Origin of the sequence: Enterobacter cloacae complex sp. IR5422 (assembly GCF_049238165.1) — a bacterium.
In the GTDB taxonomy this organism is placed as follows: domain Bacteria; phylum Pseudomonadota; class Gammaproteobacteria; order Enterobacterales; family Enterobacteriaceae; genus Enterobacter; species Enterobacter roggenkampii.
This window is the reverse complement of record NZ_JBMKHT010000033.1, coordinates 1-25,078: the sequence shown is the minus strand read 5'-3', so window position 1 is coordinate 25,078 and position 25,078 is coordinate 1. Positions and strand designations below refer to the sequence as shown.

Sequence of the window (25,078 nt, the reverse complement as noted above, 5' to 3'; positions counted from 1 at the left end):
GTTATCCTTCCTGCTCAATGCGGGTTAACACCTCGCGCAATACCGGTCCATATTCGTATTTTCCCGGACAGACATAGGTACAGAGCGCCAGATCTTCTTCGTCCAGTTCCAGACAGCCCAGCGCCTGCGCGCTGTCGGTATCGCCGGCGAGCAGATCGCGCAACAGCATGGTCGGCAGAATATCCAGCGGCATGACGCGCTCGTAGTTGCCAATCGGGACCATAGCGCGCTCGCCGCCGTGCGTACTGGTCGAGAAGCTAAACAGCTTATTACGCAGGAAGTGCCCCAGCGTGGTACGGGTGACGGAGTATTTTTCCGCACCGGGCAGCACCCAGCCGAAAAGCTCTTTCTCGCGGCCTTCCTGCACAATGCTGACCTGCAAATGGAAACGTCCCAGATAGGCGTGCGCCTGCACGGCATGGCGGCCACTGAGGACCGAACCGGAAATCAGCCGGTTTTCGCCTGCTTTGGTTTCTTCGTTCAGCAGTTCATTGATATCCGCGCCAATCAGCGTCTTCACCAGACGCGGGTTTGCAGCCTGCGGCCCACCGATGGCGATGATGCGTTCCGCGCGCAGTTCTCCGGAGGTGAAGAGCGTACCGATGGCGATGACGTCCTGATAATTAAGATGCCAGACCTGTTTCGTCAGGCTCACCGGCTCAAGGAAATGGATGTGCGTCCCGACCAGACCCGCCGGATGCGGGCCAGCAAACTCATTAAACGTGACCTGCCCCTGAGGATGACCGCCAAGCTTGCCGCCACCGGCCTGGCAAACGTGGACTTTTCCCGACGTCAGACGGGTTAAAACGGTAAGCCCGGCATCAAAGGCTTTGCGCTGTGCCAGGATAACCGGCTGCGGATCCACGCTGAGCGGGTTGGTATCCATTGCTGTGACGAAAATCGCGGCCGGTTCCGTGCCGGGAACCGGGGATTTACTGAAGGGACGCGTGCGAAGCGCGGTCCATAAGCCGGACGCCAGAAGCTGAGCCTGAACAGCCTCACGGCTCAGCGACGCGAGATCTGCGGCATCGTAACGGGCGAATTCACGCTGTTCATCGCCTTCAATGCGGATCACAACCGACTGCAGAACGCGCCGTTCGCCACGGTTGATCGCCACAACGGTGCCGCTCGCGGGGGCTGTAAACATCACGCCGGGATTTTTTTTGTCCTCAAAGAGCGCCTGGCCTTTGATCACGCGATCGCCTTCCTGTACCAACATCGAAGGACGCATTCCCAGGTAGTCGTCGCCCACAATGGCGACATGACGGACACTTGCGCCTGTCGAAACGTGCTGCGCGGGCACGCCTGCAATCGGCAGATCAAGTCCTTTTTTGATTTTAAACATGTGGTTAGCAGGTTTCCATGAACAACAATCCAGTGGCCGCGAAGTGTAACATTTTCCCCTTCTCGCGGGCAGCGAATCCGCCGTCGCGCGCGCCAAATTGCGAGCTAATGCGCAAAGTTCCTGGAGCCATCGCGATTTTGATGGTTTATAAAGTAAAACTAATTTGTAAACTCACCGCCCGGCTCTTGCGAAAATCTATAGCGGTGCTAATGTGAGCGCTCCTAACAGAATAATCTGATTTCGGGTCTCTTTTGCCGTCCTGGCAAGTTGGTCATGGTTTTATCAAGGAACTAGTAGTATGCGTAAAATCGCATTGTTCATTGCGATGCTTCTGATTCCGTGCATGTCGTTTGCCGGACTGCTCAGCAGTAATAGCTCAACGACGCCGATCAGCAAAGAATATAAACAGCAGTTAATGGGATCGCCGGTTTATATTCAGATCTTCAAGGAAGAACGCACTCTCGATCTGTTTGTAAAAATGGGTGAGACGTATCAGCTGCTTGATAGCTACAAAATCTGTAACTACTCCGGTGGATTAGGGCCAAAACAGCGTCAGGGCGATTTCAAAAGTCCGGAAGGGTTTTACAACGTTCAGCGTAGCCAGCTCAAACCAGACAGCCGTTTCTATAAAGCCATCAATATCGGTTTCCCGAATGCCTATGACCGTGCACACGGTTATGAAGGTAAATACCTGATGATCCACGGTGCCTGCGTGTCTATCGGCTGCTACGCGATGACCGATTCCGGCATTGATGAGATTTTCCAGTTTGTCACCGGCGCGTTGGTCTTTGGTCAGCCAAACGTTCAGGTCAGCATCTATCCGTTCCGCATGACGGATGCCAACATGGCGCGTCACAAGTATTCGTACTACGCGGATTTCTGGAAACAGCTGAAACCCGGCTATGACTACTTCGAGCAGACTCACAAGCCGCCTGTTGTCTCGGTTGTGGATGGCCGTTACGTGGTCAGCAAGCCGCTGAACCACGAAGTTGTCCATCCACAGCTGGCGTCAAATTACACGGTCCCCGAGACAAAATAGCACCCACTCGCCTGGCATAATCTTTTGCCAGGTTTCGTTGCCCGTCAGCGGCTGCGTTGCAATAACAGTGACCACATCGTTCGGTGTGGTCTCCTTCTGAAAGTCTATCTCCACATCCTGATCGAGAAGCGTTGCCACGCCAAACGGCGCACGTCGGGTGATCCAGAACAAATTCGTCGAGCAGAACGCCATCACATAGCGGCCGTCTGAGAGCAGCATGTTGAACACGCCTTTTTCGCGTAGTTCGGTGGCCAGCGTTGCGATGTATTTAAACACGGCAGCCATGTTGCCTGGCGTGCGGGGATAGCGCTCCGTCAGCTTGTGCAGCAGCCAGCAAAAGGCTTTTTCACTGTCGGTTTCGCCTACCGGGCGGAAATTGCCCGTCTCCAGCGACTTATAGCCCGTGAGTTGCCCGTTATGCGCGTAGGTCCAGTTTCGGCCCCACAGTTCCCGGGTAAACGGATGGGTATTTTCCAGCGCCACTTCGCCACGGTTAGCCTGGCGAATATGGGCGATCACCGAGCGGGACTTGATAGGATAGTCCTGCACCAGTTTGGCAATCGGTGAGTTAAAGCTGGGCTGTGGATCTTTGAACGTGCGACACCCTTTGCCTTCGTAGAAGGTGATGCCCCAGCCGTCTTTATGCGGCCCGGTTCCCCCACCGCGCTGAACCAGCCCGGTGAAGCTAAAGCAGATATCGGTTGGCACATTGGCGCTCATCCCGAGCAGTTCGCACATACAACACCTCCACAACAGCGGGGGCAAGAATGCCCCCAGCGAAGTCTTACTTAGCCATCTCTTTTTCGATCAGCTGGATCAGGATGTGGATCACTTTGATGTGAATTTCCTGAATGCGGTCAGCATAACCGAAGTGCGGAACGCGAATTTCAACATCCGCCGTACCGTCCATCTTACCGCCATCTTTGCCCGTCAGGGTGATGACTTTCATCCCTTTTTCACGCGCGGCGGCGATCGCTTTGATCACGTTACCGGAGTTGCCGGAGGTAGAGATCCCCAGCAGCACGTCGCCTTCACGGCCTACCGCTTCAACGTAGCGAGAGAAGATGTGGTCGTAACCGAAGTCGTTGCCTACGCAGGAGATGTGGCTCACGTCGGAAATCGCAATCGCCGGGTAGCCAGGACGGTTTTCGCGATAGCGTCCGGTCAGCTCTTCTGCGAAGTGCATCGCGTCACAGTGAGAGCCGCCGTTACCGCAGGAGAGCACTTTGCCACCCGCTTTGAAGCTGTCGGCCAGCAGGACCGCCGCGCGCTGAATAGCGTGAATATTGGCATCATCTTTCAGAAAGTTCGCCAGCGTTTCCGCCGCTTCGTTCAGTTCGTTACGAATAAGATCCTGGTACATGAGGATAATCCTTCAGTATTGATGAAATAACACAGTGGAGTGTACCGGATAGCGGGAAAAGCGAGAAGCTAAAGCCATGCGAAACGTCCGGCGTTTTGCTTTTTCGTGCCGGGTAAAACGCGAACAATGTGAACCAGGTTGTAATTATTTTGTAAACACATTGCTAAAGGAAATAACATCAACTACAACCATATCATCACAAGTGGTCAGACCTCCTACAAGCAAGGGAGCTTTTCTTTATGATGATTTTGAGCATTCTCGCAACCGTTGTTCTGCTCGGTGTGTTGTTCTATCACCGCGTAAGTTTATTCCTGAGCAGCCTGATTCTTCTGGCCTGGACGGCTGCGCTTAGCGTCGCAGGTCTCTGGACTATCTGGCTTTTAGTCCCTCTTGCCATCATCCTTCTGCCGTTTAACTTTGCCCCGATGCGTAAATCAATGATTTCTGCACCGGTGTTCAAAGGCTTCCGCAAGGTGATGCCGCCCATGTCGCGTACTGAAAAAGAAGCGATTGATGCGGGCACCACCTGGTGGGAAGGCGACCTGTTCCAGGGTAATCCGGACTGGAAAAAGCTGCATAACTACCCGCAGCCGCGTCTGACTGCGGAAGAGCAGGCGTTTATTGACGGCCCGGTAGAAGAAGCCTGCCGTATGGCGAACGACTTTGCTATCACCCATGAAATGGCCGATCTGCCGCCAGAGCTGTGGGCGTACCTGAAAGAGCATCGCTTCTTCGCGATGATCATTAAAAAAGAGTACGGCGGTCTGGAATTCTCCGCCTACGCTCAGGCTCGCGTGCTGCAAAAGCTGGCAGGCGTTTCCGGCATCCTGGCGATTACCGTCGGCGTACCGAACTCCTTAGGCCCGGGCGAACTGCTGCAGCATTACGGTACGGAAGAGCAAAAAGATCACTATCTGCCGCGTCTGGCTCGCGGTCAGGAAATCCCTTGCTTCGCGCTGACCAGCCCGGAAGCAGGCTCCGATGCGGGCGCGATTCCGGATACCGGCGTGGTCTGCATGGGCGAGTGGCAGGGCGAGCAGGTGCTGGGCATGCGCCTGACCTGGAACAAGCGTTATATCACGCTGGCCCCTATCGCCACCGTGCTGGGTCTGGCCTTTAAGCTCTCTGACCCGGAAAGACTGCTGGGCGGCGAAGAAGATCTGGGCATTACCTGTGCGCTGATCCCAACCTCCACCCCGGGCGTTGAGATTGGTCGTCGTCACTTCCCGCTGAACGTGCCGTTCCAGAACGGTCCAACCCGCGGCCAGGATATCTTTGTGCCGATTGATTACATCATCGGTGGTCCAAAAATGGCCGGTCAGGGCTGGCGTATGCTGGTGGAATGTCTGTCGGTGGGCCGCGGCATTACCCTGCCGTCGAACTCAACCGGCGGTCTGAAGTCAGTGGCGATGGGGATTGGTGCCTACGCGCACATCCGCCGTCAGTTCAAAATCTCCATCGGCAAGATGGAAGGTATCGAAGAGCCGCTGGCGCGTATCGCGGGCAACGCCTACGTGATGGACGCCGCCGCCACGCTGATTACCTACGGCATTATGCTGGGCGAAAAACCGGCCGTACTGTCCGCCATAGTGAAGTACCACTGTACCCACCGCGCGCAGCAGTCAATTATTGACGCGATGGATATCGCGGGCGGTAAAGGCATTATGCTCGGCGAAGGTAACTTCCTGGCGCGCGGCTATCAGGGCGCACCGATTGCCATCACCGTGGAAGGGGCAAACATCCTGACCCGCAGCATGATGATCTTCGGTCAGGGCGCAATTCGCTGCCATCCATACGTGCTGGAAGAGATGGCCGCGGCGCAGAACAACGACGTGGATGCCTTCGATAAGCTGCTGTTCAAACATATCGGTCACGTGGGCAGCAACAAGGTGCGCAGCTTCTGGCTGGGCCTGACGCGCGGTCTTACCAGTTCGACGCCAACCGGCGATGCAACCAAACGTTATTATCAGCATCTGAACCGTCTGAGCGCCAACCTGGCCCTGCTGTCCGACGTTTCCATGGCGGTACTGGGCGGCAGCCTGAAGCGTCGCGAACGTATCTCTGCCCGTCTGGGCGATGTGCTGAGCCAGATCTTCCTGGCCTCTGCGGTCCTGAAACGTTACGACGACGAAGGCCGTCAGGAAGCGGATCTGCCCCTGGTGCACTGGGGCGTGCAGGATGCGTTGTATCAGGCTGAACAGGCGATTGACGATCTGCTGGCGAACTTCCCGAACCGCTTCGTGGCAGGCGCCCTGCGCGTGGTGATCTTCCCGACAGGTCGTCACCATCTGGCACCGTCCGACAAGCTGGACCACAAAGTGGCGAAGATCCTGCAGGTTCCGAGCGCAACCCGTTCCCGTATCGGTCGCGGTCAGTACCTGGCACCGACGCCGCATAACCCGGTGGGTCTGCTGGAAGAGGCGCTGCTTGACGTGATGGCCGCCGATCCGATTCACCAGAAGATCTGTAAACAGCTGGGCAAAAACCTGCCGTTTACCCGTCTGGACGAACTGGCAAAACAGGCGCTGGCCGGTGGCATTATCAATAAAGATGAGGCCGCTCTGCTGGTGAAAGCCGAAGAGAGCCGTCTGCGCAGCATTAACGTGGATGATTTCGAGCCGGACGAGCTGGCGACGCAGCCGGTAAAGCTGCCGGAGAAGCACCGTAAACCTGAAGCGGCATAACGCGTTTCGCTTACCTAAACCCCGCCTCGCGCGGGGTTTTTTATTGCCACATTTTCTCGTTATGTCGTGCTACAGTGTCAAAAAGTGGTCGTTTGAGGAGCCTGTATCGTGCCTGGTCTGAAGATTTCTATTTTGCAGCAACCTTTAGTGTGGATGGATGGCCCCGCCAACCTGCGCCACTTCGATCGTCAACTCGAAGACATTACCGGGCGTGATGTGATTGTCCTGCCGGAAATGTTCACCACCGGCTTCGCCATGGAAGCGGCAAAACAGTCAATGCCGCAGGAGGAGGTGGTCGCCTGGATGCATGCCAAAGCGCAGCAGACCAACGCGCTGATTGCCGGTAGCGCCGCGCTGCAAACGGAGCGCGGCCCGGTGAACCGCTTCCTGCTGGTCGAGCCGGAAGGAAAGGTGCACTTCTACGACAAGCGCCACCTGTTCCGTATGGCGGATGAGCACCATCACTATGAAGCCGGTAACGAACGCGTGGTGTTCGAGTGGCGCGGCTGGCGTATTCTGCCGCTGGTCTGCTACGACCTGCGCTTCCCGGTGTGGTCGCGTAACCGCAACGATTACGACCTGGCGCTATATGTGGCCAACTGGCCTGCACCGCGCTCCCTGCACTGGCAGTCGCTGCTCGTGGCGCGCGCGATTGAGAACCAGGCGTACGTGGTGGGCTGCAACCGCGTGGGGACGGACGGCAACGGGCATCACTATCGCGGCGACAGCCGGGTGGTGAATCCGCAGGGCGAGATCATCGCCACCGCCGAGCCGCATCAGGCGACGCGTATTGATGCGGAGCTGTCCTTGACGGCGCTGAAGGAGTACCGGGAGAAGTTTCCGGCGTGGCAGGATGCGGATCCTTTTAGCATTGAGTGAAAAAAAGCCGGGTGGCGGCTACGCCTTACCCGGCCTACCAATGTTGCTCGCTTCTTTTAACTCACCAACGCCTGCCCGTCTTTGCGGCTTTCCGTCGCCGCCACGTAGTGTCCTTCCGGCAAGCGGTAAATCACCTGCGCACCACCGAAGTTGTAATCCTGAAGCGGATCTTCCACCACAATCTGATGTCCGCGCTCGCGCAGCGCGGCAATCGTGTTGCGATCGAACGTTGATTCAACGATCACCTCCCTGCCCTGCACCACGCGCCAGCGCGGCGCATCGATTGCCGCCTGCGGGTTTTGCCCGTGCAGCATGATGCGTAGCGCCATCTGCATGTGCCCCTGCGCCTGCATCGGGCCGCCCATCACGCCGAAGGACATCAGCGGCTGGCCGTTGCCGTCCATCACAAAGCCCGGAATGATGGTGTGGAACGGGCGCTTGCTGCCCGCCAGCGCGTTCGGGTGCTTCGGATCCAGCACAAAGCCGCAGCCCCGGTTTTGCAGGCTGATCCCGGTATCCGGCACCACAATGCCTGAACCGAAGCCCATATAGTTGGACTGAATAAACGAGACCATCATCCCGCTGGCGTCCGCGGTGCTGATGTAGACCGTGCCGCTCTGCGTCGGGGAACCGTAGACAAAATCAGATGCGCTGTCGTGGTTGATCAGCGCCGCGCGCGACTTCAGGTAATGGTCGCTCAGCAGCTCTTTCGCCGCAAACGCCATGTGTGCTTCGTCTGCCACGTAGCGGTCGAGATCCGCCAGCGCCAGCTTCATTGCCTCGATAGAGAGATGCAGAGACTGCACGGAATCCGGATGATGCTTCTCAATGCCGCACTGCTCAAGAATGCCGAGCGCAATCAGCGTGGCGATCCCCTGCCCGTTTGGCGGCAGCTCCTGCACCGAGCCGCCCGCAAAGTCGCGTGACAGCAGTTCTACCCAGTCCACGCGGTGGTTGGCCAGATCCTCGGCCGTCAGGTGCGCGCCATGCTCTCTGGCGAAGGCGGCAATTTTCTGCGCCAGCTCACCGCGGTAAAAGGCTTCGCCGTTGGTGCGGGCAATCAGCTCAAGCGAGTTCGCCTGCGCCGGGTTACGGAAGATCTCCCCCACGCGCGGGGCGCGGCCTTCCGGGGCGAAACAGGCGCTGAAGCCCGGCTGATCTTTCAGCTTGTTATAGCCGCGCTGCCAGAGATGCCCAATCAGCGGGGAGACCGGGAAGCCGTTGCGCGCGTAGTCAATGGCGGGCTGCGCCAGGGTGGTCAGCGGCAGCGAGCCGAAGCGTTCCGCCAGGGCGACCCAGCCGGATACCGCCCCCGGCACGGTCACCGCGTCCCAGCCGATTTCGGGCACCGCGGTTTTTCCGGCAAACAGATCCGCGTGCCAGCTCGCAGGCGAACGACCTGAGGCGTTCAGGCCGTGCAGCTTTTCACCGTCCCAGACGATAGCAAAGGCGTCGCTGCCGATGCCGTTGCCGGTCGGCTCGACCACCGTCAGCGCCATGGCGGCGGCTATGGCCGCATCCACGGCATTCCCGCCCAGCTGCAGCATCTTCATTCCCGCCTGCGCCGCCAGCGGCTGCGAAGTGGCAACAGCGTTATGGCCCAGCATTGGCGGGCGGCGTGAAGCGTAACCGGACGTAAAATCTAGCGCTTTGGTCATCATGACTCCTTAGTCGTGGCGCGGATCGAGCGCATCGCGCAGCCCGTCGCCGAGTAAATTAAAGCCCTGCACGGCAAGGAAAATCGCCACGCCGGGGAAAATGGACATCCACGGGGCCTGCTCAAGAAAACCTTTGGCGGTGTTGAGCATGGAGCCCCAGGATGGATTGGGCGGCTGCTGTCCCAGCCCCAAAAACGACAGGCTGGCTTCAGCGATTATCGCCGAGGCAATCGCCAGCGTGGCCTGCACCAGAATCGGCGACATCACGTTGGGCAGAACGTATTTGATGATGATCCAGCGATCCGGCAGGCCAATTGCCCGCGCGCCGTCGATGTACTCTTCGTTGCGAATGGCGATCACCTGACCGCGCGTCAGGCGGGCGAAGATCGGCATCGCGGAAAGGCCGATGGCGATCATCGCGTTGGTCAGGCTCGGGCCCAAAAACGCCCCCAGCGCGATCGCCATGATCAGGAACGGGCAGGCCAGCAGCGCCTCGATCACGCGCGAGATGACGCCGTCCCAGATTTTCTGGAAGTAACCCGCCACCAGCCCCAGCGGTACGCCGATAACCACGGCAATCACCACAGACATACAGCCCGCCATCAGCGAGGTGCGCGCCCCCCAGATAATGCGGGATAGGATGTCTCGCCCCAGCTCGTCGGTGCCGAACCAGTACATCGCCGACGGCGCTTTGCGCACCGCCAGGAAGTTGGCTTTGACCGGGTCGAACGGGGCGATCCACGGCGCCAGCAGCGCCACCAGCACAAAGAATCCCACCACTGCCGCGCCAATGACCGCGCTTTTATTGGCGAGGAATTTTTTCAATACCCGGTTTTGCGCCCGCGGCAGTGCGGGCACAACGGTTTGTGTCGTCAGTTCCGCCATCGTTAGCCTCGCATTTTCGGGTTGATAAGGACGTAAAGCACGTCGGCCAGCAGGTTGAGCATCAGGAAGCCGATGGCGACGATCAGCACCACGCCCTGCACCACCGCGTAATCACGGTTAAATACCGAATCGACGATCATCTTGCCGAAGCCCGGAATGGTGAACACCTGCTCGGTCAGCACCGCGCCGCCCAGCAGTTCGCCAAACAGCAGCGTGGTGAGGGTAATCACCGGCACCAGCGCGTTGCGAAAGGCGTGCTTTAAGATCACCGCCTTCGGCAGCAGCCCTTTCGCCCGCGCGGTGCGGATGTAGTCCGCCTTCAGTACCGCAATCATCGAGGCGCGGGTGTGGCGCATCAGCGTTGCCGCCAGGCCCGTTCCGAGCACGGACGCGGGCAGCAGCAGCGTGCGCAGGTTCTGGAGCGGATCTTCACTGAACGGCACGTAGCCGGACGCAGGGAGCCACTGCAGGTTTACCGAAAAGACCAGAATCAACAGGATCCCCAGCCAGAAGTGCGGGATCGAGATCCCCGAGATCGCCACGAAGTTCGCCCCGTGATCGACCCAGCTGTTTTTGTTCACCGCCGCGAGTATCCCCATGCTGATGCCAAACACCAGCGCGATAATCATCGCCAGCAGCGACAGCTCAAGCGTCACCGGTAGCTTGCTGGCAATCAGCTGCGTCACCGGCTCGTGCGTGCGTAAGGAGACGCCCAGATCGCCCTGCAGCGCCCGCGTCAGCCAGTGGAAATACTGCACCGGGATCGGGGCATCGAGGTTCAGCTCCGCACGCAGCTGAGCGATGACCGCCGGGTCGCGCTCCTCGCCTGCCATGGCGATCAGCGGGTCGCCGGGCAGCAGCTTTTGCAGCCCAAACACCATCATGCTCACCAGCAACAACGTCGGGACGGCCAGCAGCAGACGTTTGCAAATCAGTTCCAGCATGGGCTCTCCTCAGGACACTTATTTCGCAAGCGTCAAACCGGCCAGACGCACGATGCCGTCCGGGTACGGCTTAAAGCCCTGCACGCTTTTATTCAGGCCAAAAATACGCGGCTCGAAGTAGAGGTAGGCAATCGGCATGTCGGTTTGCAGCTGCTTCACCACCTTGTCGTACAGCGGCTGGCGCGCGGCCTGGTCGGTACTCTGGCGCGCCTGGGTCAGCCACTCATCGACCTGCGCGTTGCTGTAGCGGCCGTCGTTCAGGGTGCCTTTGCTGTTGATAAAGCCGTAGATGCTGCCGTCCGGATCCGGGCGCCCCGACCAGCCGGAGAAGCTCAGCTGATAGTCCCCGCTCTGCTGGCGGTCCAGCAGCGTGGCGAATTCGGTCATCTGCAGGTTCAGGTTAAAGCCCGCCTCGGCGACCATCGCTTGGAGCACCTGCCCTACCTGCTGCGAGGTTGGGTTGTTCGGCACCAGCAGGTTGACGGTCAGCGGCGCGGTGACGCCTGCCGCTTTGAGCAGGGCTTTGGCTTTATCGACGTCACGCGGCGGGACCGGCAGGTTGACGTGATACGGACTCACCGTGGAAAACGCCTGGTTGGCTGGCGTATACAACCCTTCAAAGACCACCTGGTTTAGCGCATCGCGGTCGATGGCCTGAGAAAACGCCTCGCGTACTCGAGCGTCCTTGAACGGATCGTTGGCGGGCACCTTGCCGTTATTGATGTTGAAAGTGATGCCCTGATAGCCCAGACCGGTCACCTTCGCCAGCGCCAGCTTGCTGTCGGCTTCGACGGTTTTAACGTCGCTGGCGGCGATGCCTTCGGTCAGATCAAGATCGCCCGCGCGCAGGTTCGCGAGGCGCACGGAGGCATCCGGGATCGGCAGATAGATAATTTTGTCGAAGTGGTAGGCGTCTTTGTTCCAGTAGTTGTCGAAGCGGGTCAGAACGATGCGGTCCTGGGACACGCGGCTGTCGAATTTATACGGGCCGGAACAGACCGGATGGGCGGCAAAGTCAGGCTTTTTTGCCGCTTCAGGGGCCATCATGGCGCCCGCACGGTCGGTGAGCTGCATCAGCAGTGCCGCATCCGGCGTTTTCAGGTGCAGGGCAATCTGCATCGGACCGGTGACCTCGACCGATTCAACGGAGGAGATCTCGCTTTTACGCAGGGAGCCTTTTAAGGTCAGGGCGCGGTCGAGGTTGTATTTTGCTGCGGCGGCATCGAATTTCTCACCGTCGTGGAAGGTCACGCCTTCGCGCAGGTTGAGCGTCAGGGTTTTACCGTCGTCACTCCACGCCCAGTCTTTGGCCAGACCGGGGACGACCTTCAGGTTTTCATCCACATCCACCAGCCTGTCGCACAGGGAGGCAAAGACGAAGCGGCCATAGTAGGTGCGCGCCAGATGCGGGTCGAGCATGTCCGGGTCAGCCCCCAGGCCAATACGCAGCACGCTTTCAGAATGGGCGGGCAGCGCCGCGCCAAGCAACATAACACTTCCCAGTACGGTCAAAAGAGAATTACGCATTGTCATTATCATGAGTTCCTTGAAGGAAGGGACGAGTGGGTGGCCGCGTGTTCAAACAGCGCGCGGCGGCGCAGAAAAGCAGCGGATGGCGGTGCGATCTGGATAACGCTGCGATCGCGGTTGATCTCCTGCCAGCGATGACAGGCAACCTGACGCCCGCCGTCGAGCACCTGATTAATCGGCTCGACCTGACGGCATTCGTCAGTGACGTACGGGCAGCGGGTGTGGAAACGGCAGCCGGACGGCGGACTGGCCGGGTTCGGTAAATCCCCCTGCAGCAGCGGCGCGTCGCGTTCAGCGCCCGGCTGCATCTGCGGCGCCGAGGCGATCAGCGCCTGGGTATAGGGGTGCAGCGGTGCGTCAAAGATCTCATCGACGCTGGCAAGCTCGACGATTTGCCCGAGGTACATAACCGCCACACGGTCGCTCATATGGCGAATAACAGCCAGACCGTGGGCGACAATCACCATCGTCAGCCCCAACTGGTGCTTCAGGCTTTCCAGTAAATTGACCACCTGCGCCTGCACCGACACATCCAGCGCGGATACCGGCTCATCGCCCAGCAGCAGCTTTGGTCCTGAGGCCAGCGCGCGCGCAATGCCGATACGCTGGCGCTGCCCGCCGGAAAACTCGTGCGGGTAGCGCCCGGCCCAGGCGGCGGGCAGGCCCACGGTCTTAAGCAGTTCGGCAACGCGGTACTGCCGGTCCCCTTTCTTCATGTTCTGGTGCAGCCACAGCGGCTCACCGACGATCTGCTCCACCGTCATGCGCGGGTTCAGGGAGGCGAAGGGATCCTGAAAGATGATCTGCAGCTCGCGGCGGAGCTGATTGAGGCGCGCGCCCGAGGCGTGGGTGATCTCTTCCCCCTGATAAAACACGCGCCCTTCGCTGGCGGCCAGCAGGCGCAGCAGCAGGCGGCCAAGCGTGGATTTTCCGGAACCGGACTCGCCGACAATCGCCAGCGTTTCGCCCGGCATCACGGCAAGCGACACGCGATCGACCGCCGTGACGAACCGGGCCGGGGTAAAGAGTTTTTTCGGGCCGGGGAACAGCTTGCTGAGGTCCCGAGCTTCCAGAATGGGCGTGGTCATGCGGTCTCTCCCAGGGCGATGTGGTGTTCGAGCGGCACGCGGAAGCAGGCAACCCGATGGCCCGCGCCGAGCGTGGTGAGCGGCGGTTTTTCATCATGGCAGCGCGACTGCGCAAACGGGCAGCGCGTTGCGAAACGGCAGCCTTGCGGCATGGATTCCGGCAGCGGGACCGATCCGGGAATAGTGGAAAGCGGGCCCTTGCGTGCGCCAAGGGAGGGGATCGAGCCCATCAGGCCGATGGTGTACGGGTGCTGCGGGTCGGCAAATATCGCCTCGACGCTCCCCTGCTCTACCACCTGTCCGGCATACATCACCGCCACCTGCTGCGCCACTTCAGCCACCACGCCTAAATCGTGGGTGATCATCAGCACCGCCGTGCCGGTTTCCTCTTTCAAGGTGTTGAGCAAGGCGAGGATTTGCGCCTGGATGGTGACGTCGAGCGCGGTGGTGGGTTCGTCGGCAATCAGCAGTTTAGGGTGGTTGATCAGCGCCATGGCAATCATCACGCGCTGGCGCATGCCGCCGGAAAGCTGGTGCGGATACGCCTTGAGGCGCATCTCTGCTGCCGGAATCTGCACTTTCTCGAGGATCTGCAGCGCGATCTTCATCGCCTCTGCGCGCGAGACGTCCTGATGACGCATAACCGCCTCGCTCAGCTGATCGCCCAGCGTAAACGCCGGATTGAGCGAGGTCATCGGCTCCTGGAAAATCATCGCCAGCTCGCTACCGCGCAGATCGGCATATTCCCGCGGCGAGAGCTTGCGCAGATCGTGGCGACGAAACTGCATCTCCCCGCTGACGATCCGTGCGCTGGCGGGCAGTAACCCCATCAGCGCCAGGGAGGTGATACTTTTCCCACAGCCGGATTCTCCCACCAGCGCCAGCGTTTCGCCCGCCCTGACGGTCAACGAGATACCGTCAAGCACGCTTACCGGCGAGCCCGCGAACGTAACGTTGAGGTTTTTTACTTGCAATACGGGCGTGGCGTCCTTAAAGGGGATTGTCGTCATGGCGTGAAGTCGTCCTCGAGGTGGATCGCCTGAATCAGGGCGGTTTGCAGGCTGAGCAGGTGTTCGCGCATCGCGGTCGCGGCCTCGTTAGGCTGGCGATGGATAATGGCAGCCATGATCTTGTGGTGGTGGTCGTTATAGCTATCGACACGCTCGGGGGTGCGTGCCAGCTCGCGCAGATGCTGCCAGCCCGGTTCACGCCGCACGGCATCAATGGCATCAAACAGGCCGAGCATCAGGCGGTTGCCCGCCGCTTCCGCAATGGCGCGGTGAAAGGCGCTATCCCACAGTTCGTTGAGATCGCGGTCATCCGGGCTGACCTTGTCGATGCGTTCCAGCATGCGCTGCATGAGCGCAAGGTTTTCCCTGGTGGCACGCAGTGCCGCAAGCCGGGCTAAGCCGGGTTCGAGCTGCAGACGAGCTTCCATCACTTCCAGAAGGTTGGTTTGCTGAACCAATCCCTGAAGGGCCAGCGGTTCAACGGGTGCAGCCGGGCCGATAAAGGTCCCTTTGCCCTGCTTACGCCAGATGCGCCCCTCTTCTTCCAGCACGTCCAGCGCGCGACGCACTTCACGTCGTCCTACGCCGAGTGTGTCCGACAGCTCACGTTCCGTGGGCAGTGGAGTGCCTGGTGTTGACTCGTGCTGGTTGATTAGCCCGCGCAGCTGTTCAAGCGCGGTGCTGGAATTTGCCAGAAACCGTGACGGTTTTTCCATATTGGTTCGCTCGCTTTCATCATTGCTTTATTTTTATTAACGATAAGTTATTGATATGGAATGACGCTTATCGTGCTAATGATTAAGCAATAACCAAACCAATCTGCAATTGGTTCAGTAATTTTTTGCATAGCGGGTTATAAGCAGATGATTCTGTATGAATTCTTTTTTACAGAGAGACACAATCTGACTCGAGCCTGAATAGCTGACGGTGGAAAAATGCACAACAACAGTGCAAAGAATGCACTAATGATGTGCAATTGTTAATTAATTGCACTATTGATATTAACTTTTTGTTAACTACAAGTCAGAAGAGAGGGAATGGAATCACAGCTGGCTGAAACGACGAAGGCCTGAATCATTTCTGATTCAGGCCTTCTGAATAGTGGCGGAACGGACGGGACTCGAACCCGCGACCCCCTGCGTGACAGGCAGGTATTCTAACCGACTGAACTACCGCTCCACTGTTCCCGTTTGGGGAACGAGGCGCATATTACGGTGCGCCTCCGATCTCGTCAACGCTTTTTCTCGCGTTTTGAATCGTTTGCTGCAAAAATCGCCCAAACGATGATTTTACAGGCGTTCCGGCGTTTTTTCAGGCACGCCAGAGACAGCTGCCGCCCTTCTTCTGCACCAGATCAAGACGGGATTCGTGATTAAGCAGCTCTTCATCACTGGCTAAAACAACCCGCAGCCGACTTGCCTGACGGACGACACGCTGAATACCCGCTTCGCCCTGCGTTTGCTGCGACTCATTTTCCATACTGAACTTCATAGACGTCTGCCCACCGGTCATCGTCAGATAGACATCGGCGAGGATCTGGGCATCGAGCAACGCCCCGTGGAGCGTTCGTTTGGTATTATCTATCTCGTAGCGCGAACATAGTGCATCCAGGCTATTACGCTTGCCGGGGAACATTTTCCTCGCCAGCGCCAGACTGTCTGTCACCTTACAGAAGGTATTCGTCTTCGGGATATCACGGTTAAGCTTGCTGAATTCATAATCCATAAAGCCGATATCGAACGAGGCGTTATGGATAACAAGCTCAGCGCCCCTGATGTATTCCAGGAATTCGTCAGCCACGTCCGCAAAAGTCGGCTTATCCAGCAAGAACTCATCGGCAATACCGTGAACGCCGAACGCTTCGGGATCCACCAGCCGATCGGGCTTGAGATAGACGTGGAAGTTGTTCCCCGTAAGACGACGGTTCACCACTTCAACGGCACCGATCTCAATGATCTTATGCCCTTCGTAGTGCGCGCCGATCTGGTTCATACCGGTGGTTTCGGTATCGAGGACGATCTGGCGAGTAATTGCAGTGCTCATAGCGGTCATTTATGTCAGACTTATCGTTTAACTGAACGTTTCAAATACAGGAAGTCTACCAGAGATGCGTAAACAGGTAGAAATTTTCACCGATGGATCTTGTCTCGGCAACCCGGGTCCCGGCGGCTACGGCGCGATTATGCGTTATCGCCAGCATGAAAAAACTTTTAGCGAAGGCTATTTTCTGACCACCAACAACCGGATGGAGCTCATGGCGGCCATTGTGGCGCTGGAGGCACTAAAAGAACATTGTGACGTGGTGTTAAGTACCGACAGCCAGTACGTTCGTCAAGGAATTACCCAGTGGATCCATAACTGGAAAAAACGCGGCTGGAAGACTGCCGATAAGAAACCGGTCAAGAACGTCGATCTCTGGAAACGGCTTGATGCCGCCCTGGGCCAGCACCAGATTAAGTGGGAGTGGGTTAAAGGGCACGCCGGTCATCCGGAAAACGAACGCTGTGACGAACTGGCGCGTGCGGCAGCCGCTAACCCTGCGCATGAGGACGCGGGCTATCAGCCTGAATCCTGATCAGGGCTTTCTGTACTGCCGCGTGGCGCCAACGGTCTGGCGGATCGGTGTTTTCGATTTGCTCTGCTTCATGGGATTAAGCGTAAGGGGAATGGTTCGCTTACGCGCGACGATAAACTGCATGCAGCCTAAGGCAGGCAAATGCGTGCTCAACAAGACGCCCCCCTGCCGCGCCCAGGGCAGCACCTGAAAACCGCCGTAGCAGAGCACTTCGAAGTTCAGCAGTGACAGCCAGTCGAGCTGGCGCATCATGGTGAACATCCGGCTGTTGTAAGGCGGCGTCCGGCGCAGCACCGGTACCAGCTTTCGCAGGCCCATCAGGCTCAGCGGGTTGAATGCGCTCAGCACCAGCCAGCCGTCATCAATCAGCACGCGATCGGCTTCGCGAAGCAGACGGTGCGGATCGCTGCACCAGGGTAACGTATGTGCGAGCAAACACGCATCAACGGATTTTTCCGCAAACGGCAGATGTAACGGGTCTGCTTTCACCTGAACCGGCGATCCGCCGAGAGAGACGTTCACCTGATGCGAGATAGCGCAGCTTTCGGTATTGATTTCCGCGCTGAGATTGCCAATCTTAAGCAGGTGAAAGCCATACATTTTCGCGAGCCAGGGCTTCAGCTGTTGCTCTAACGCCTCGCGATAGTATTCACCCCAGGGCAGTTCCGCCCAACGTTCCGGTGCTGCGACAGTCTGAGGTATCCTTGCCGGTTTCATCAACACACCCGCCACGCTATAAGAGGTAATGTATGAATCTTATCAGTATTTCTGCTTTTGAGGACAATTACATCTGGGTTTTGGTTGACGATGAACGTCGATGCGTCATTGTCGATCCCGGAGAATCCGCCCCCGTACTGCGCGCAATAGAAGAGAACGGCTGGCAGCCGGAAGCCATTCTGTTGACGCATCACCATAACGATCATACGGGCGGTGTACCTGAACTGCGTACCCATTTTCCGCATGTTGTGGTTTACGGACCGTCAGAGGCACAAGATAAGGGTGTCACGCAAGTAGTCGAAGAAGGCGAAAAAATCCTCATACGTGAGTGGGAGTTTTCCGTATTTGCCACACCGGGTCACACTTTGGGACATCTGTGTTTCTACAGTAAGCCTTATCTTTTTTGCGGTGACACGCTGTTCTCAGGGGGCTGCGGAAGGTTGTTTGAAGGAACACCAGCGCAAATGTATCAGTCTTTACAGAAGATTAACGCATTACCCGATGACACCGTTATTTGTTGCGCACATGAGTATACATTAGGAAATATGAAGTTTTCCGTCAGCCTGTTGCCTGAGGATCGGGCGATTCAGGATTATTATCACAAAGTGAAGGAGTTACGTGCAAAAAACCAAAACACACTCCCCGTAATTCTGAAAAACGAGCGCCAAATTAATTTATTTTTGCGAACAGATGATATTGATTTAATTATCAAAATTAACCAAGAAACAAATTTGCAACAACCAGAACAGCGATTTGCATGGTTAAGGTCAAAGAAAGATAACTTCAGATAATTGCTGGTTGCCTTTTCAAAAATTCGCCGTTATCATCGCTCGTCTTTTAAGCAACTATTGACACACACATGAAGGCAAAAGCGATATTACTCGCCTCTGTCCTGCTTGTAGGTTGCCAGTCGCAGAACGGCAGCAACGTACAACAGCACGCACAGAGCCTTTCTGCAGCTGGTCAAGGGGAAGCAGGGAAGTTTACAAGTTCGGCGCGCTGGATGGACGATGGGACATCTTTCGCGCAGGAGCAAGACTTGTGGACCTCTATTGGCGACGAGCTAAAGATGGGAATTCCGGAAAACAGCCGGATTCGCGAACAGAAACAGAAGTATTTAAGTAATAAGAGCTATCTCCACGATGTAACGTTACGGGCAGAGCCGTATATGTACTGGATAGCCGGGCAAGTTAAGAAACGTAACATGCCTATGGAGCTGGTACTCCTACCCATAGTGGAGAGCGCTTTTGACCCACACGCGACGTCTGGCGCCAATGCCGCAGGCATTTGGCAGATCATTCCGAGCACCGGGCGAAACTATGGTCTGAAACAGACCCGCAACTATGATGCGCGTCGCGATGTTGTCGCTTCAACGACAGCCGCTCTCGACATGATGCAACGTCTGAACAAGATGTTTGACGGCGACTGGCTGTTAACGGTCGCAGCGTACAATAGCGGCGAAGGTCGTGTACTGAAGGCAATGAAAGCGAATAAAGCACGGGGTAAATCCACCGATTTTTGGTCGCTCTCACTGCCACAGGAAACAAAGATTTACGTACCGAAAATGCTGGCTTTGAGCGATATTCTCAAGAACAGCAAGCGTTACGGTGTACAACTGCCAACACCAGACGAAAGTCGTGCACTGGCGCGTGTTCGCCTCAGCAATCCGGTTGATATTCAACAGGTTGCTGATATGACGGGTATGTCGGTAAGTAAATTGAAAACCTTTAATGCTGGCGTTAAAGGCTCAACGCTGGGGGCGAGTGGCCCGCAGTATGTAATGGTTCCGCAGAAACATGCTGAGCAGTTACGTGAGTCTTTAGCTTCGGGTGAAATCGCCGCCGTTCAGTCAACGCTGATCGCGGATGCATCATCAGTTAACAGCCGCAGCTATAAGGTTCGTTCAGGTGATACGCTTTCGGGCATTGCGTCACGTCTTGGCGTGAATGCGAAAGATCTGCAGCAGTGGAATAACCTGCGCAGTTCAGGCCTGAAAGTGGGTCAAACTCTGACGGTGGGTGCAGGTAGCAGCGCACAGCGTCTCGCCAGCAACAGCGATAGCATAACCTATCGCGTGCGCAAGGGTGATTCGCTGTCCAGTATCGCAAAACGTCACGGCGTGAACATCAAAGATGTGATGCGCTGGAACAACGATACTGACAATCTGAAACCGGGCGACCAGCTAACGCTGTTTGTGAAGAACAGCGCGACGCCAGACTCCTGATAACACGACCGAAAGATAAAAAGGCACCGATTCCCCTCGGTGCCTTTTTTGTTTATCCCGCTTTTTGCGCTTCAGCCATGATGGTATCGCTGGTAAATGAACCATCGTCCTGCAGTTCAAAATACGCCTTCACCTCTGCCGACGCACTCTCCTGATACAGCCTGATAGCCTGGCTTAATGCTTCCGGGGTGCGCATACGCGCTATCCACGAGCTAAATTCCAGCGGTAAACGGTCTGTGATTAACGAACGCGCTATCAGCCCCGCTTCAGCGATCAGCGATAACCACTCTCCGCTGGCGTAGTTTTGCACATGGGAGGTGTCGCGCAGCGCTTCCACCGTCTGCAGCCAGATATTACGTACCGGATGCCCAGGTGACATGACATCCATAATAATGAAGATGCCACCCGGCTTCAGAACGCGCTTGACTTCGCGTAATGCCTGGCCAACATCATGCCAGTGGTGCGCGGAATAACGGCTGATCACCACCTCAAACGAGGCATCATCAAAAGGTAAGGATTCGGCATAGCCCTGACGCGTATCAATGTTGCCCAGTCCCTTCGCTTTCGCCGCTTCAGCAACCACCTCCAGCATCTGGCTGGATAAGTCATATGCGGTTACGTGCGCCACCTGCTGCGCAGCCGTGAAGCTGGCATGCCCTGCCCCACAGCCTAAATCCAGCACGTGCGCCTGCGGGAATGCCGACAGGCGCTCACCGAGGCGTACCAGATCGCGACCTGAAGCGTGCACGGCGCTGCTCAGATAGGCATTTGCCTGAGAACCAAACTGTTTTTCTACGTTGTCATGATGGGAGTGTGTTGTTGTCATCGTACTGTCCTTTGTGGGTTAAAAATAGAAGGGCAGCACCCGCGCAGGTCTGCCCCACGGCAGACCTGACACACCATTATTTATCAGGTTTGCCGGGACTGAATTCGACTAGTAGAGGGTTATGATCGGAGGCGCGCGTCACCAGCACAGAGGCGTCGTGCACGCTTAAACCACGGTAGAAGACAAAATCGAGAGGACGACCAAAGGCTTTTTTGCGCTGGTCATCGCTAAAACGGACTTCACGCAGCGACATTTCGCGCGCAAAGCGGTACAGCGCATTCATGCGCGGGCGACTCCAGGCATTGAAATCACCGGCCATAATGATCGGCCCACTGTGATGCGCAATCTGATCGCCGATCGGAAGTAACTGCTTACTATATACATCCACGCCCAGGCTGAAGTTTACCGCGTGGATATTCACGACCATCAGCATACGGGTATCCGGCAGTGGATAGACCGTCACCAGTGCCGATTTCGCCAGACGCAGGATAGGCTCGCGTTCGCGCAGTGGACAACAATAGACCGGATGTGCTGCTGAAAGCGTCATCACCCCCGAGGGGTGCTGAGGCAGAACAAAGGCCGGTACCTGGTCGGCGGCAAGATAGTGAGTGGTGGCAAACCGGACCAGCTCAGGGGTGGTTTGCGCCTCCTGGAGCAGAACCAGATGGGCATCTTTGCCAAAATTCTTGAGTACCGATAACCACTCCGCACGCTGCTGCTTAAAGATATTCCACACCAGTACGCGGATTTTTTCATCGCTGCTTAACGGTGTGCCGGCGGGTAATGCCTGACTGATGCTCGCAAACGACCCCGGAGGCAAGATCCTCTCCGCGGGCATTCCGGCAACATAACGCATGGCATAGGTATTTTTTCGCACTTTTGGAAACAGCCTCTGTAACATGAACCAGTCCGGAAAACGGACTGGTTCTAATGTTATAGGGACTTTAGGTCACACTTTCAACGCAATTTCTGAGAAACCGCTTTCCAGTTTTGTAAGCCAGCGCTTACTGATGTTACCCCAGCGCAACGCGGGCTGGCTTATCCAGACGTCCGCACATGCCAATCAGCAGGAAGGCGATCAGGACAATCACCGCGCCAATCCACGGGGTCTGGGTCAATCCGAAGTGCTCGACGGTTTGTCCGCCAATAATTGAACCCAGCGCAATACCAATATTAAATGCGGCAATGTTCAGCCCCGATGCCACGTCCACCGCATTTGGCGTATAAAGCTCGGCTTTCTGTACAACGTAGACCTGAAGCCCTGGCACATTACCAAAAGCGAAGATCCCCATGACCAGTACCGTAACCAGCGCGGCGTACTGTATCGAGGCGGTGAACTGGAAAATCATCAGCAGAACAACCAGCGCGGCGAAGATGAATTTCAGCGCCGGCACCGCACCATGCTTATCCGCAAGCTTGCCGCCCCAGATATTGCCAATCGCAACGGAAATACCGTACCCCAGCAAGATCCAGCTCACGGCGTTGGGAGAGAAGCCCGCCAGGTCCTGCATCATCGGTGCCAGGAAGGTAAAAGCAGTGAATACGCCACCATAGCCCAGCGCCGTAACCGCGTAGATGATCAGCAAACGCGGATGCGTAAGTACCTTCAGCTGATCGCTCAGGCTAGCGCTGGCCCGGCCTGGAATATTCGACGGCACCAGCAGCAGGCTGGTCACCAGGGCAATGACGCCCAGTAGGGAGACGGCCAGGAACGTTTCACGCCAGCCGAAGTGTTGTCCGATAAACGTGCCCAACGGTACGCCCGTAACGAGTGCAACGGTTAACCCACCGAACATGATCGCAATGGCGGATGCCGCTTTCTCTTTGGGTACCAGGCTGGTTGCAATAGTAGAACCAATCGAGAAGAACACCCCGTGAGCAAGGCCGGTCAACAGCCGAGCGATGACCAGCGTGGTGTAGTCCGGCGCCTGCCAGGCCAGCACGTTGCCGGCGGTGAACAGCACCATCAGTGCAACTAACAGCTGCTTACGCGGAAAGCGTCCGGTCAGGGCCGTCAGGACTGGCGCACCGACGGCAACGCCCAGGGCGTAGATGGACACCAGCAATCCGGCGGAGGGCAGCGAGATCGCAAGCTGGTTAGCAATGGTGGGAACCAGTCCCACGATAACAAATTCGGTCGTGCCAATTGCGAAGGCACTGATCGTCAGGGCAAGTAGCGCCAGTGGCATAAAATACTCCGTATCATCAGGATTAAGATGACAGGCAGTATGCGCCAGTGCTTAAATAACAAAAATGGTCAAAATCTCAATAGAATTTTGCGGGTGGTGCAACAATGAAAGCAACGTCAGAAGAGCTGACAATCTTTGTCGCCGTGGTTGAAAGCGGCAGCTTTAGCCGCGCGGCCGAACAGCTGGGACAGGCTAACTCAGCCATCAGCCGCTCGGTAAAAAAGCTGGAGATGAAGCTTGGGGTGAGTCTGCTCAACCGAACGACGCGGCAGCTGAGCCTGACGGAGGAAGGTGAGCGTTATTTTCGCCGCGTGCAGTCGGTACTGCAGGAGATGGCCGCAGCAGAGACCGAGATTATGGAGACCCGCAGCACGCCGCGTGGGTTACTGCGCATTGATGCAGCCACGCCGGTTGTGCTGCACTTTCTGATGCCGCTAATCAAACCTTTCCGTGAACGCTATCCGGAGATGACGCTCTCTCTGGTCTCGTCCGAGACGTTTATTAACCTCATCGAGCGAAAGGTAGATGTGGCGATCCGGGCGGGAACCCTGACGGATTCCAGCCTGCGGGCCCGCCCGCTGTTTGCCAGCTACCGTAAAATTATCGCGTCGCCACAGTATATTGCTGAACATGGCAAACCGGAGACGGTTGAGGAGTTGAAACAGCATTTGTGTCTGGGCTTTACGGAACCCGTCTCGCTAAATACCTGGCCCGTCGCCTGCCCTGACGGTCAGTTGCATGAGATCACCTGCGGGTTGTCGTCCAACAGCGGGGAGACGCTGAAGCAATTGTGTCTTGAAGGCAACGGTATCGCCTGTTTGTCTGACTATATGATTGATAAGGAGATTGCGCGGGGTGAACTGGTGGAATTGATGGCCGATAAACGCCTGCCAGTCGAAATGCCTTTTAGCGCGGTGTATTACAGCGACAGAGCGGTGAGTACGCGCATTCGTGCCTTTATCGATTTTCTGAGTGAACATATAAAAACAGCTCCCGGAGGAGCTGTGTGAGGGTTCAGGTTACAGAGGGTGGGTCAAACTTAATCCCAGTTTGGCGCTAAGCCTTCCGGGCTGACCAGGCGATCGTTGCACTCCAGGGCTGCGATCGCTTTTTTATCGTCAGCATCCAGATGAAGATCCGTTGCTAACAGGTTGCTCGCCAGGTTTTCACGCTTAGTGGATGATGGGATCACGGCATAACCTTCACCCATTGCCCAAGCCAGTATTACCTGCGCAGCCGTCGCATTATGCTTTTCGGCGATACGGATAATCACCTCATCTTTCAGCGCCTTACCGTAGGCCAGCGTCATGTATGAGGTGATGTGGATCCCATGCTGTTTTGCCCAGTCCACCACTTTGCGGTTTTGCAGATATGGAGAGAGCTCAATCTGGTTGGTCGCAATATTTTCTGCGCCAACAGCAGCAATGGCCTTTTCCATCAGCGGGATCGTGAAGTTGGAGATCCCAATTTCACGCGTTAAGCCCTGTTTTTTCGCTTCCAGCAGCGCCTGCATGAATTCTTCCACGGAGACGGCATCGTTCGGTGATGGCCAGTGGACCAGCGTCAGATCCACGTAGTCAGTACGCAGTTTTTTCAGGCTCTCTTTCAGGCTTGGGATCAGCTTGTCTTTGCTGAGATTCTCAATCCAGATTTTCGTGGTAATAAACAGCTCATTACGCGGTACACCGCTCTCTTCGAGAGCTTGTCCAACGGCAGCTTCGTTTTCATAGATCTGCGCCGTATCAACAGCACGATAACCCAGTTCGAGTGCGGTTTTAACTGATGCGATAACAACGTCGTCTTTCAGGCGGAAAGTGCCCAGACCAAATGCAGGGAGAGTCATACTATTCCTCAATCATTATGTTCGTAAACTGAGGACGATTATCGCTGGCGGTGTTATAGAGAAAAAGATCGCAAAATGCAGAGGATTTTTGCTGATTTCGCAATAATTAAACGTCAGATAAGAAAAAAGCCCTGAGCTAATGCTCAGGGCTTTTAATAAGTGGCGGAACGGACGGGACTCGAACCCGCGACCCCCTGCGTGACAGGCAGGTATTCTAACCGACTGAACTACCGCTCCACCGAAGATTGCTTGTAACCACCGGATTAATGCACCGGCTTA

At 56.7% G+C, this 25,078-nt stretch carries 23 protein-coding genes and 2 tRNA genes; 7 read left to right on the top strand and 18 right to left on the bottom strand.

The window, feature by feature from the left end; translation table 11 throughout:
* Position 1: 1 nt before the first annotated feature.
* Positions 2-1,345: a Na(+)-translocating NADH-quinone reductase subunit A gene (locus ACOTXT_RS15830; protein WP_055321980.1), complete on the bottom strand. Its 1,344-nt coding sequence runs from the start codon at positions 1,343-1,345 to the stop codon at positions 2-4.
* Between the two features lie 298 nt (positions 1,346-1,643).
* On the opposite strand from ACOTXT_RS15830, the gene dpaA reads away from it, so the two are divergent.
* Positions 1,644-2,384, top strand: coding sequence for a peptidoglycan meso-diaminopimelic acid protein amidase (dpaA, locus tag ACOTXT_RS15825; protein ID WP_421625348.1), 741 nt, complete (start codon positions 1,644-1,646; stop codon positions 2,382-2,384).
* On the opposite strand, the gene ACOTXT_RS15820 is transcribed toward dpaA, so the two are convergent.
* Both ACOTXT_RS15820 and lpcA read right to left on the bottom strand, forming a co-directional pair.
* On the bottom strand, positions 2,355-3,122 hold the full coding sequence (locus tag ACOTXT_RS15820) for a class II glutamine amidotransferase (protein WP_008500262.1): 768 nt from the start codon (positions 3,120-3,122) through the stop codon (positions 2,355-2,357). The two genes, dpaA and ACOTXT_RS15820, sit on opposite strands and share 30 nt — an antisense overlap.
* A gap of 46 nt (positions 3,123-3,168) precedes the next feature.
* Positions 3,169-3,747 (bottom strand): D-sedoheptulose 7-phosphate isomerase, encoded by a 579-nt coding sequence (lpcA, locus tag ACOTXT_RS15815; protein ID WP_021242877.1) that lies wholly within the window; start codon positions 3,745-3,747, stop codon positions 3,169-3,171.
* A gap of 239 nt (positions 3,748-3,986) precedes the next feature.
* Between lpcA and fadE the strand changes: the two genes are divergently transcribed.
* Together fadE and ACOTXT_RS15805 are read left to right on the top strand one after the other, a co-directional pair.
* The gene (fadE, locus tag ACOTXT_RS15810) at positions 3,987-6,431 is read left to right on the top strand and encodes an acyl-CoA dehydrogenase FadE (protein ID WP_055321981.1); all 2,445 of its coding nucleotides are present in this window, start codon (positions 3,987-3,989) and stop codon (positions 6,429-6,431) included.
* A gap of 108 nt (positions 6,432-6,539) precedes the next feature.
* Positions 6,540-7,310 (top strand): amidohydrolase, encoded by a 771-nt coding sequence (locus ACOTXT_RS15805; RefSeq protein ID WP_008500265.1) that lies wholly within the window; start codon positions 6,540-6,542, stop codon positions 7,308-7,310.
* Between the two features lie 56 nt (positions 7,311-7,366).
* Here the strand turns inward: ACOTXT_RS15805 and ACOTXT_RS15800 are convergent, their stop codons facing one another.
* From ACOTXT_RS15800 to dnaQ, 9 genes are all read right to left on the bottom strand, one after another.
* The gene (locus ACOTXT_RS15800) at positions 7,367-8,968 is read right to left on the bottom strand and encodes a gamma-glutamyltransferase family protein (protein WP_333165759.1); all 1,602 of its coding nucleotides are present in this window, start codon (positions 8,966-8,968) and stop codon (positions 7,367-7,369) included.
* Positions 8,969-8,977: 9 nt separating this feature from the next.
* Positions 8,978-9,853, bottom strand: coding sequence for an ABC transporter permease (locus ACOTXT_RS15795; RefSeq protein ID WP_055321982.1), 876 nt, complete (start codon positions 9,851-9,853; stop codon positions 8,978-8,980).
* Between the two features lie 2 nt (positions 9,854-9,855).
* Positions 9,856-10,797: an ABC transporter permease gene (locus tag ACOTXT_RS15790; RefSeq protein ID WP_008500268.1), complete on the bottom strand. Its 942-nt coding sequence runs from the start codon at positions 10,795-10,797 to the stop codon at positions 9,856-9,858.
* An 18-nt stretch (positions 10,798-10,815) separates the two neighbouring features.
* Positions 10,816-12,330 carry an ABC transporter substrate-binding protein gene (locus ACOTXT_RS15785; protein WP_023343412.1) on the bottom strand — a complete coding sequence of 505 codons (1,515 nt, stop codon included), beginning with the start codon at positions 12,328-12,330 and terminating at the stop codon, positions 10,816-10,818.
* A gap of 2 nt (positions 12,331-12,332) precedes the next feature.
* Positions 12,333-13,415, bottom strand: a complete 1,083-nt coding sequence (locus ACOTXT_RS15780; RefSeq protein ID WP_047748032.1) for an ABC transporter ATP-binding protein — start codon at positions 13,413-13,415, stop codon at positions 12,333-12,335.
* Positions 13,412-14,425 carry an ABC transporter ATP-binding protein gene (locus ACOTXT_RS15775; protein WP_055321984.1) on the bottom strand — a complete coding sequence of 338 codons (1,014 nt, stop codon included), beginning with the start codon at positions 14,423-14,425 and terminating at the stop codon, positions 13,412-13,414. The genes ACOTXT_RS15780 and ACOTXT_RS15775 overlap by 4 nt, the downstream gene beginning before the upstream one ends.
* Positions 14,422-15,141: a FadR/GntR family transcriptional regulator gene (locus ACOTXT_RS15770; protein ID WP_021242871.1), complete on the bottom strand. Its 720-nt coding sequence runs from the start codon at positions 15,139-15,141 to the stop codon at positions 14,422-14,424. The genes ACOTXT_RS15775 and ACOTXT_RS15770 overlap by 4 nt, the downstream gene beginning before the upstream one ends.
* Positions 15,142-15,527: 386 nt before the next feature.
* Positions 15,528-15,604: transfer RNA gene (locus ACOTXT_RS15765), tRNA-Asp, on the bottom strand.
* Between the two features lie 132 nt (positions 15,605-15,736).
* The gene (gene dnaQ / locus ACOTXT_RS15760; RefSeq protein WP_025912581.1) at positions 15,737-16,468 is read right to left on the bottom strand and encodes a DNA polymerase III subunit epsilon; all 732 of its coding nucleotides are present in this window, start codon (positions 16,466-16,468) and stop codon (positions 15,737-15,739) included.
* A 64-nt stretch (positions 16,469-16,532) separates the two neighbouring features.
* Between dnaQ and rnhA the strand changes: the two genes are divergently transcribed.
* On the top strand, positions 16,533-17,000 hold the full coding sequence (gene rnhA, locus ACOTXT_RS15755; RefSeq protein ID WP_008500276.1) for a ribonuclease HI: 468 nt from the start codon (positions 16,533-16,535) through the stop codon (positions 16,998-17,000).
* Here rnhA and ACOTXT_RS15750 read toward each other — a convergent pair whose 3' ends face one another.
* On the bottom strand, positions 17,001-17,717 hold the full coding sequence (locus tag ACOTXT_RS15750; RefSeq protein WP_055321985.1) for a class I SAM-dependent methyltransferase: 717 nt from the start codon (positions 17,715-17,717) through the stop codon (positions 17,001-17,003).
* 32 nt (positions 17,718-17,749) lie between these two features.
* Between ACOTXT_RS15750 and gloB the strand changes: the two genes are divergently transcribed.
* Positions 17,750-18,508, top strand: a complete 759-nt coding sequence (gloB, locus tag ACOTXT_RS15745) for a hydroxyacylglutathione hydrolase (protein WP_049122071.1) — start codon at positions 17,750-17,752, stop codon at positions 18,506-18,508.
* Between the two features lie 68 nt (positions 18,509-18,576).
* Positions 18,577-19,941, top strand: a complete 1,365-nt coding sequence (mltD, locus tag ACOTXT_RS15740) for a murein transglycosylase D (protein WP_023293221.1) — start codon at positions 18,577-18,579, stop codon at positions 19,939-19,941.
* Between the two features lie 52 nt (positions 19,942-19,993).
* On the opposite strand, the gene ACOTXT_RS15735 is transcribed toward mltD, so the two are convergent.
* From ACOTXT_RS15735 to ACOTXT_RS15725, 3 genes are all read right to left on the bottom strand, one after another.
* The gene (locus ACOTXT_RS15735; RefSeq protein ID WP_055321987.1) at positions 19,994-20,767 is read right to left on the bottom strand and encodes a class I SAM-dependent methyltransferase; all 774 of its coding nucleotides are present in this window, start codon (positions 20,765-20,767) and stop codon (positions 19,994-19,996) included.
* A gap of 76 nt (positions 20,768-20,843) precedes the next feature.
* Positions 20,844-21,644: an endonuclease/exonuclease/phosphatase family protein gene (locus ACOTXT_RS15730; RefSeq protein ID WP_025912579.1), complete on the bottom strand. Its 801-nt coding sequence runs from the start codon at positions 21,642-21,644 to the stop codon at positions 20,844-20,846.
* A gap of 136 nt (positions 21,645-21,780) precedes the next feature.
* On the bottom strand, positions 21,781-22,956 hold the full coding sequence (locus ACOTXT_RS15725) for an MFS transporter (protein ID WP_055321988.1): 1,176 nt from the start codon (positions 22,954-22,956) through the stop codon (positions 21,781-21,783).
* Between the two features lie 104 nt (positions 22,957-23,060).
* Here ACOTXT_RS15725 and yafC point away from each other — a divergent pair, with 104 nt between their 5' ends.
* On the top strand, positions 23,061-23,966 hold the full coding sequence (yafC, locus tag ACOTXT_RS15720; RefSeq protein ID WP_021242864.1) for a DNA-binding transcriptional regulator YafC: 906 nt from the start codon (positions 23,061-23,063) through the stop codon (positions 23,964-23,966).
* 29 nt (positions 23,967-23,995) lie between these two features.
* Here yafC and dkgB read toward each other — a convergent pair whose 3' ends face one another.
* Together dkgB and ACOTXT_RS15710 are read right to left on the bottom strand one after the other, a co-directional pair.
* On the bottom strand, positions 23,996-24,799 hold the full coding sequence (gene dkgB, locus ACOTXT_RS15715) for a 2,5-didehydrogluconate reductase DkgB (RefSeq protein ID WP_008500284.1): 804 nt from the start codon (positions 24,797-24,799) through the stop codon (positions 23,996-23,998).
* 160 nt (positions 24,800-24,959) lie between these two features.
* Positions 24,960-25,036, bottom strand: a tRNA-Asp gene (locus ACOTXT_RS15710).
* Positions 25,037-25,078 lie beyond the last annotated feature (42 nt).